Origin of the sequence: Mesorhizobium sp. M0293, from assembly GCF_040321735.1 — a bacterium.
Taxonomy (GTDB): domain Bacteria; phylum Pseudomonadota; class Alphaproteobacteria; order Rhizobiales; family Rhizobiaceae; genus Mesorhizobium.
In genome coordinates this window covers 1-1,324 of sequence record NZ_JAMYSA010000281.1, presented here as the reverse complement: position 1 = coordinate 1,324, position 1,324 = coordinate 1, and the positions used below count along the sequence as shown (strand labels likewise).

1 protein-coding gene is annotated in these 1,324 nt (G+C 60.5%); it reads left to right on the top strand.

Annotation, left to right across the window (positions count from 1 at the left end; translation table 11 throughout):
* Nucleotides 1-242: 242 nt before the first annotated feature.
* Entirely contained in the window at nt 243-1,115 is an 873-nt protein-coding gene (locus NKJ06_RS35450; protein WP_352632074.1) for a glycosyltransferase, read from the top strand.
* The last annotated feature ends 209 nt before the right edge of the window (nt 1,116-1,324 follow it).

Sequence of the window (1,324 nt, the reverse complement as noted above, 5' to 3'; positions counted from 1 at the left end):
GTCATTCAAACCTCCTTCAGCGTCCCGGCCCAAATAGAATCGAGCTTCGCCCCAAAACGCAACCGAGATGTGTGAATGCAATAGCGATCGACGGGGGAGAGGAAGGGCGCGAGCCTATTCGAGTCAGCACTCTTCCTTCCTCGTGCTGTGCATAGGTGTGACGCAAGCGATTGGTGAGAAAGGTGCCGCGCACCATGTTTTCCGAGATTCCACCTTTCGGGCCCATGCTCTAATGTCGCCCCATGAGCACCGACCTGAAGAAATACGTGGCGATTCGCTACAACACCGCCACTGGCTTCATGCCGAGCCAATGGACTGGAGAAGGGCGAGCCAATCTCGACCCTGTGTGGCTGGTCGAGCGATTGGCGTTATTCGATACCTATTGCGCGCCTTCCCTTGAAGGCCAATCGCTGAAGGACTTTACAGTTCTGGTCGGGTTCGATTCCGAGACACACGAGAACTACATCCGGATCGTTTGCGATTGCGCGATCGGGATCGACGTCAGGCCGGTCCTCGTCGAGGCCGGCCAGAACCACAATGTTGCCTTCAATGCGTTTGTCCAAGGCGACACGGATGCCGAATTTGTTTCGCTGACGCGGCTCGACAGCGATGACGCGCTGGCGCCGACCTTCATGGAGCGTGTCGACTTTTACGCGCGCCGGGAAATCGCCAAGGGTGAGGTGAACCAGCAACCGCTCTATATCGCCTTTCCCCACGGCCAGAATTTCGATGCGGCAACCAACCGCTACACGCACCACGAATATCCGACCTCGGCCTTCGGCACGCTGGTCGAGAAGCGATCGCCGGTCATGAACGGGGTCTATTGCGACGAGCACACAAAGATGGCGAAGCGTTTGAACACCGTCGGAGCGGCCGTGAAGGAAGCTCAATGGTGCATCGTCGTCCATGACAACAATGCCGCCAATGTCTTGCGCGGCAAGCCGGTCGCGGAACCGGCTTTCACGGTGGGCCGGCTAGGCGCCGAGACAGCGCGCGCCCCGCTTCGAAAAGAGCCCGCGCAAAAGCAGATGCCGCAGACCTCGGCCAAGGCCTCGCGCAACGCCGGCAATTTGGTCCGATTTCTGCTCGGGCGACCGATGGTCTTGCGGAAGTAGGACGACGGCTAATCTCCCCCCTTGAGGGGGAGATGTCGCCGAAGGCGACAGAGGGGGTCGCCTCGCGTGAAGCGCTAACCTCCATCTGTCGCAAAGGGGCCGCGTCCGGTCGAACCGACCCCCTCTGGCCTGCCGGCCATATCCCCCGCGAGGGGGGAGATTATGCGCGCCGCTTGCCAGCCGGCTCACCATCTCGTGCTGGGCATAGG

Excerpts from the sequence above, each read along its gene's own strand:
- NKJ06_RS35450 (WP_352632074.1), top strand. The coding sequence starts at position 243 with ATGAGCACCGACCTGAAGAAATACGTGGCGATTCGCTACAACACCGCC.